This is a genomic window from Alcanivorax sp. 1008 (genome assembly GCF_020667895.1).
GTDB lineage: Bacteria > Pseudomonadota > Gammaproteobacteria > Pseudomonadales > Alcanivoracaceae > PGZG01.
The window spans coordinates 38471-46010 of the sequence record NZ_JAFMPS010000016.1 but is presented as its reverse complement, the minus strand read 5'-3'; the positions used below and the strand labels follow the sequence as shown (position 1 = coordinate 46010).

Genomic DNA, 7540 nt, shown 5'->3' with positions numbered 1-7540 from the left:
TGTGACTTGAGCAGCGCCTGCACCTTATCAATATACTTCTGCTGCGCCTGATCCTTGCTCATGCCCTTGAGCTTGGCCCAGCCGTCGTACTTGGCCCGACCAACCATATCCAGCATTCCCGGACGCTTACCCGACACATCCCCTGCACTGCCTTGCTTGAAGTGTGAGTAGAGAAACAACAAATCATCGTTGCTCGGCTTGCTGGTCAGGGTTTTTACGTCTTTCTGTGCCTGGTCAAATGCTTGCTGGGTCATCGCTTGCTCCTTGGGGGTGGCCCGATTGGCTAGTGGCCAATCTTGGCCTGAAACAGCGTGGCGGTAAACACCCGCAGCAGGGGCTTTAGCCGCGAATAGGATGAGAGAGCTTGCTCGGGTGCCTGGCCTGAATCCCCCGGTAGGACGCATAGATTTTTTCCAGATCGGCTTGCTGGTCACCGCTCGGCATCAACGTGCCCAGAATACGTACTTCACGGCTAGCAAAATCGAAGGCCACCAGCAGGATTGGCACGCCCGCTGACTGGGCAATCTGGTAAAAACCCGTTTTCCAGCACTCAGCGGCGTGGCGGGTACCCTCAGGAGCAATGGCGAGGAACATTTTTTGCTCCCGGCGAAAGCGTTCACTGATCTGTTTGACCATGCCCTGCGGTGAGTTGCGATCCAGCGGGATTACCCCAATATTGCGCAGCAGCCAGCCCAGCGGGCCGACAAACAGAGTGTCCTTGCCCAACGCATTGACCCGCAACTTCAACGCCATGATGGCCGACAAGCCAAATACGCCATCCCAATTAGAGGTGTGCGGCGCAACGATCACCACCGCTTTGGGGATGTCCGGCAGTTCACCTGTGATACGCCAGCGGAACAGGCGAAAAATCCAGACCGCAAGCCATGATAAAAATCCACCACGCCGACGTGGCGGGTTTTCTCCCACCGGGATCAGGGGTGGTTGTACTGTCATCAAACCTCCAATCAGGCAAATATGGTGACTGTTTGCCTGCTAATGGCGACCAAATTACCGCTTTCATCCCACAGTCTGGCCCGGCTATGCACATAGCCTTCGGCGGCAAACTCACTCTCTGCCAGATATTGCCACCATTGCTGGCCACTGCCACTGACCGCTTTGGGCATAAATTCGACGGTCCAGGTCATCGAGCTGGCTGGTGCCGGTGTGCTCAGCATAGGCAACACCGCAGGTGGCCAGGAGTCCACCAGGGCCAGCAGGTCCGCATAATCCACTGTTTCACGAGCGCCAAGCTCGCGCACCCAGCCGCCGATATCTGCTTTCTCCGAGCGACTGTAAGGCAGCCCCCCGTGGGCCCAGCGAAAGTCGTAATACTGAATAAATTCCGGGGTAACACCCTTGATAAAGGGCAGCTTGATGGACTCCTCCGGGGTGCTGAACGCAGGTGCCAGGCATTCGTTGATGCTGATAACCGACTCCCGCGCAACGCCGAAACTGGCCAGCAGCACGGCTACCACCTGACCATTCTGGATCGCCCTACACTCTCCCTGAGTAACAGACTTTCCCTGACGGAAGATTTCAGCCTGACAATGCAGCGGACCATCGCTAGCCGGCGCGATAAAATTAATCGTCGCTGAGCGCAGCGGCGTGCCCTGCCCGACTTTTTGCTCAAGAGCACGACACATCAATGCGGCCAGGAGACCACCAAACAGAGCCCGGCCCTGCGTCCACCCAGCGGGGACGTCGACATTGCCGCTTGGGTCAAGGGAAGATGTGATCTGATTCAGGGACATGATGACTCCGCTGCTGGTGAATTTTTGTGGAGCGAAATGATAGCTAAAAACCAGGAGTGCGACTGAACAGGTTTCTACGAACGGGGCTTTGGATGCTTTACACCACGCTGCGGAGAGGCATTCAGTGGGTCTTCAGGCCAGGGGTGTTTGGGGTAACGACCACGCAGCTCCTTGCGTACCTGCGGATACCCCTGCTGCCAGAAACTGGCGAGATCGGCGGTAACGCCCACCGGTCTGCGGGCTGGAGAAAGTAGATGAATAGTCAGCGGCACACGTCCACCCGCAAGACGCGGCGTTTCAGTCAAGCCAAATAGTTCCTGAAGCTTCACCGCCAACACCGGACCACCTTCAGCACGATAATCAATGGCCATGCGACTGCCTGTTGGAACAGTGATATGGGTTGGCAATAGCCCGTTCAGCGAATCGTTTTGTTTGCGTTCCAGCAGGCCTTGCAGGGCCTGCTGTAGTGGAAACAGTTTCAACTGATCGCGACGGCTAATGCCAGCAAGCCATGGCAGCGCCCATTGCTGCAATGTTTCCAGCAGATACTCGTCACCCAGCGCCGGCCATTGCTGCGGCTCCAGTGCCGCCATAATGGCAACCCGCGCGCGCCACTGTTGCAGCTCTTCGGTCCAAGGCAAACAGTCCAGACCGAGCCGCCGGATGGCAACCAGCATGCCCTCACTAATCAGCGCCGGATCGCTTAATGCTGTGCTGCGTTCCTCCAACACCAGTGCGCCCAGGCAACGGCGCTGCCAACCGCGGACTGCACCGCTGTTGTCGTCCCAACCAGCCTCCTTGCGCTCCACAATCTGGTCGCGGAACAAGCTATCAATGCTGGCAGCTGACACAGGCGCAGCTAGAAAAATTCGTGCTTCGCGGCCAGCACCATCCAGACTGGCTGCCACTACGTAACTGGCACCGGCCAGGGAATCATGATCCGGCAAAACCGCACCGCGGCCATTGCGCAGCAGGAACCGCGCCGGAGCACCGGGGCGCCGCTTAGCGAGTCGATCGGGAAACGCCAGAGCCAGCAACTGACCAATTGCATCATCGTCGTAGGGACGATCCTCAGAGCCGGCATGCAGCCGTCGCAGCGCCTGGCGCAAAAACTGCAAACGGCCACGGTCTATGCCCTGACCACTATCCAGCGCCTTTACTCGCAGAGTCATATCTGCATCCGCTCCACGCAGGATATCGCGCTCCGACAGAATTACCGCCAGTTTTGCCGCCAACACCCCCCAGCCACGTGCGCGACCCACGGCCACCATATGCGCCAATCGTGGCGTTAATGGCAGGCGCAAAAGATCACTGCCATGCGCAGTAATACCGCCCTGCTCGTCTAGCGCGCCAAGCTGTTGCAACAGCTCACAGGCCTGCTGCCAGGCGGCATGGGGAGGCGGGTCGAGCCAGACCATGTCAGTGGGATTTCGACAGCCCCACTGAGCAAGCTCCAGAACCAGATCCGCCAGATCCGCATCAACCATTTCTGCTCGAGCAAACGGCGCCAACCGTTCGCTTTCCGGCCACAGGCGAATACATTGACCCGGCCCCAATCGGCCAGCCCGCCCTGCCCGCTGGGCAGCAGATGCAGCAGACACGCGCACCGTTTGCAGACGACTCATGCCGGTGCCGGGATCAAATGCCGGACGCCGATCGAAACCGGCATCTACTACCGTGCGAATGCCTTCGATGGTTAGCGAGGTTTCGGCGATGGCAGTGGCCAGCACCAGCTTGCGCTGTCCGTCCGGCGCCGGACTTATGGCCGCATCCTGCTGCGCAGCTGTGAGATCACCGTATAAAGCAGCCACACGAACATCCTCGGGCAGTCTGCCTTCAAGCATGGATGCCAATCGGCGAATCTCCCCGGCACCGGGCAAGAATACCAGCACCGAACCACTGTCGGCCTGCTGCAGTACACCAACAAGCTCTGCCTGCAGGTGATCCAGCCACGGGGTGCGCTCCGCAGAGCTGTAGCGAGTAGTGACCGGGTAACTGCGCCCATCACTGGTCAGTACCGGAGCATCCGCCAGCAAGCCGGCAATACGACTGCCATCCAGCGTCGCCGACATAACCAACAGGCGCAGATCCTCACGCAATACCTGCTGCACCTCACAGGCCAGAGCCAGACCAAGATCAGCCTGCAGTGAGCGTTCATGGAATTCATCAAAAATGACCACGCCGTAGCCGGACAATGCCGCCTCACTCTGGATCATCCGGGTGAGAATGCCCTCGGTGACCACCTCGATACGCGTACTGCCCGACACCCGCGTATCCAGTCGGGTGCGGTAGCCAACCGTCTGGCCGACCTCCTCGCCCAGCTGCCTTGCCATGAACAGCGCAGCTGAGCGCGCCGCAATGCGTCGTGGCTCGAGCATTAGCACTCTTTGCCCAGCCAGCCAATCCTGATCAAGCAGCGCCAGCGGGACTCGTGTGGTTTTGCCAGCACCGGGCGGAGCCTGCAGCACCACCGCTGAATGTTGACTCAGTGCCACCAGAAGATCAGGCAAGACAACGTCAATAGGCAGGGAGGTCTTCATCATGTGCAGTCAATTAGGCGGGAAAAAAAAGACAAAAAAAAGCCCCACACAGAGGGGGGGGGCTTATGAAAGGGTAACCAGAAAAAATTACTTCAGGGTAACCAACTGCAAATTAGGGTTGAAATCCACACTGCGGAAATCCTGCATATACTCCATCGCAAACTGACGTGCCTCAGGGTTTGGCGCCAGCACAGCCTGCTGCATCAAATACTGCACAACGCTCAACGCGCCAGCCTCGACCGGCACCAGAGGGTCATTCACATCAATGCCCAGATCAATCACCGCGAACTCCAGATTCTCTGCACCAGCCTGATTGATCAGTGACTGAATCAGGGTAACGCCACCGCAGTCGAGGGTTAGCAGCTCAGGCGCCATATCATAGTCGAACCGGCCCGAAGCCATCAGATTATCCACCATCACCTCCAGGGCCCCGTCCTGGGCAGCTGCCTGGCATAACTCCCTACCGTCATCAGCAGATACGGGGGCCGCCTGAGCGACCAAGGGCATCGCAACTGCGATAACAGAAATAAGTCTGAGGATGTTCATCAATGCTCTCCGGCTAATGATCCTGACGTGGGGTCATTATACGAATAAAACATCATGGTGTTTGCAAAATTATGTCTAATGGCTGAGTTTATTGTGTCTGGTCGGTCACGTTAGTGCCTGCCAGCGCCTCAGCAAGCTGATTCAGGGTCACTGGCTTGGTTAGCTGACCGTCCATTCCCGCCTCAGAGACGGCCTGGCGATACTCAGGCAGAACATGGGCGCTCAGGGCAATAATCCTGCATGGCGCCCAGCCCTGACGCCGCTCCAGGGCCCGTATCTCGCGGGCCGACGCAGCCCCATCCATATTGGGCATATCCAAATCCATGAGGACCAGATCGTAACGACCCTGAAGCTGCTCATAGGCACTCAGCGCCTGCAGACCATCAGCGACCACTCTGGTTTCAGCCCCCAACCTCTTGAGCATGCCCTCGGTAACGATCTGATTGACCGGGTTGTCCTCAGCTATCAGGACCTTCATACCGACAAATCGCTGGTACTGGGGGAGCTGCGGCCGCTCTTCATCCTCAACCGTATCCCGTACTCCCAACTGGAACAGGTCGGCCAGCCGCTGATCATCAAACACCGTACAGGACTTGAGGTCAGCCACCCGCATCCGACTTAACAGCTCCGGCGCGACGCCACCACGCACCCCTACCACAAGCCGGAATAGGCACCGATCTGCAAAAGGCTGCAGAGGCGCCAGCAGTGACTCCAGCGAGCTATCAGGCTGCTGACTGTGTATTACCACCAGCGGAGTATGGGACTCCCGCAGCAACTCCACACAGGCCCCGACATTACTGACCACCCGCACCCCACGATAACGCTGCCTACCCTGCACCAGGCGACGAAGCTGGCCACTATGATCAAGTAACACGGCTTCAGATACCGGTGGCTGTGACTGCCGGGCCAACGCATCACCATCGCTGGCGAGATTTAACTCAAAGTAAAAAGTGGAACCCCAGTTGCGCGCGCTGCGCACACCAATGTCGCCTCCCATCAACTGCACCAGTTCGCGACTGATGCTCAGCCCGAGGCCACTACCACCATAGCGCCGAGACACCGATGCAGATGCCTGAGAGAACAAGTCGAAAAGATTGCTCTGCTCTTCCATTGTCAGGCCGATGCCTGAATCGCGAACTTGAAAACTTAGCCGGAAGTGATCCGCCTGCTTTCCCTTCAGCGTCACCACCAGCTCAACCAGACCGTGCTCGGTAAACTTCACAGCATTAGATAGCAAGTTAATCAACACCTGTCGCAAACGTGACGGGTCGCCGATAACACTCTCAGGCACCCCCTCCTCTACCGAGTAGAAAATAACGGTATCGTTGTCGTGGGCGCGCAAACTGAAAATATTGGCGCACTCACTAATCAGTGCCGGCAGGGAAAAGGAAATCTTCTCCAGCTCAAGCTTGCCGGCCTCAATCCGAGCATGATCAAGCACGTCATTGATCAGGCCTATCAGGGAACGACCCGAGCGTTCGATCAGATCAATATACTGACGCTGCTGAAGCGTCGGCGAAGTGTCACGTAGTAACTCGGCCAAACCGATCACACCGTTTAGCGGCGTGCGGATCTCATGGCTCATGCGAGCGAGAAACTGGCTCTTGGTGCGGTTTTCGGTTTGCACGCGGAGAATTTCATAACGGGATCGATACAGCATCAGAGCAAAGCCGAGCAGCAAAAGGTAAAGCACGATCAAGCCTAATAGCAGCATGACATTCATGCGCAGCGCAGCTATCTCGGCCTTGTCGGCCACCACACGAACCTCATCCAGTAACGAAGCAGAAATGGCGGCCATAGCATCCATGGCCTGCTGCCCGGCTTGGTCCGCCTCATGCCAAGCCAACTCGACCCTGTCGCTGACCAATACTTGCTCAGCCATAAGCTCCAGATAAGCCCAGGCACCACTATGACCGAGGCGCATGGCATTACTGCACTGCTCACTAACACCACGGCTCTGCAATACACGGAACTGCCGGTCCAGGCTGAGCAAATCGTCATGCAGGCCGCCCCACGCCACATCAAACCTGCCGGCATCTCCCGAGGCCAAAAAGCCGCTGCCCAGACTGGCTTGCAATGACAGCGTGCGCAGCATGCCAATATTTTGCCGGGCAGACCTGACCTTGCCCCCGAGAATAAGCAATAACTCATTTGCCGACACGGGCTCACCAACCAGCATGTCGGTGACATGCAACTCGGTAAACAGTGCCTCATAGACACGATCAATCAGCGTTGAGCTGGCATCGAACATCACCATGAAGTCGGCCTGCACCGGCTCCTGCGTGAGAGCCTGCCTGGCGGCTATGATGGCCGCAATCTGATCACCGGAGAGCATGCCATCCCGCTCACCAACTGCCTGCAGAAAAGCAGGCAGGGCCTCATCGAGTTGTTGCAATGCCTGCAGGTGTCTGCCCTGGAGAACCGCGCCACTGCCATGAAAGCGGGCCGCGCCAAGATCCCGCACCTGCTCCAGATAGCCGGCAACCTGAATGCCTCGTTCAAACAGCAGCATGGCCTGATCGACACGCTCATAACGGCGGATATCCCCTAGCAGGGAATCGATTAACAGCCAGCCCAGCAACACGAACGGCAGCGTGACTATCAGCATAATCAGCGACGGAAAGGCCGGATTTGGTTTGACTTGCGCGGATTCCATGCTCTGCTACTTACCCCCAATGCTCGATGACATCATTACGCCACAAC

6 protein-coding genes are annotated in these 7540 nt (G+C 57.7%); all 6 read right to left on the bottom strand.

The features are described from left to right. Positions 1-254 (bottom strand): acyl-CoA-binding protein (locus tag J1C54_RS13960; RefSeq protein WP_229149013.1); only part of this gene is annotated, 254 nt, incomplete at its 3' end. Between the two features lie 85 nt (positions 255-339). After that, positions 340-954 (bottom strand): lysophospholipid acyltransferase family protein, encoded by a 615-nt coding sequence (locus tag J1C54_RS13955; RefSeq protein WP_229149011.1) that lies wholly within the window; start codon positions 952-954, stop codon positions 340-342. 11 nt (positions 955-965) lie between these two features. After that, complete coding sequence (locus tag J1C54_RS13950; RefSeq protein ID WP_229149009.1) at positions 966-1751, bottom strand: thioesterase family protein; 786 nt, start codon at positions 1749-1751, stop codon at positions 966-968. Between the two features lie 74 nt (positions 1752-1825). After that, on the bottom strand, positions 1826-4294 hold the full coding sequence (gene hrpB / locus J1C54_RS13945) for an ATP-dependent helicase HrpB (RefSeq protein WP_229149006.1): 2469 nt from the start codon (positions 4292-4294) through the stop codon (positions 1826-1828). A gap of 84 nt (positions 4295-4378) precedes the next feature. After that, a complete protein-coding gene (locus J1C54_RS13940) occupies positions 4379-4837 on the bottom strand; it encodes a hypothetical protein (protein ID WP_229149003.1) in 459 nt (152 codons plus the stop codon). A gap of 88 nt (positions 4838-4925) precedes the next feature. Continuing rightward, positions 4926-7493: an ATP-binding protein gene (locus tag J1C54_RS13935; protein WP_229149000.1), complete on the bottom strand. Its 2568-nt coding sequence runs from the start codon at positions 7491-7493 to the stop codon at positions 4926-4928. Positions 7494-7540: the final 47 nt, after the last annotated feature.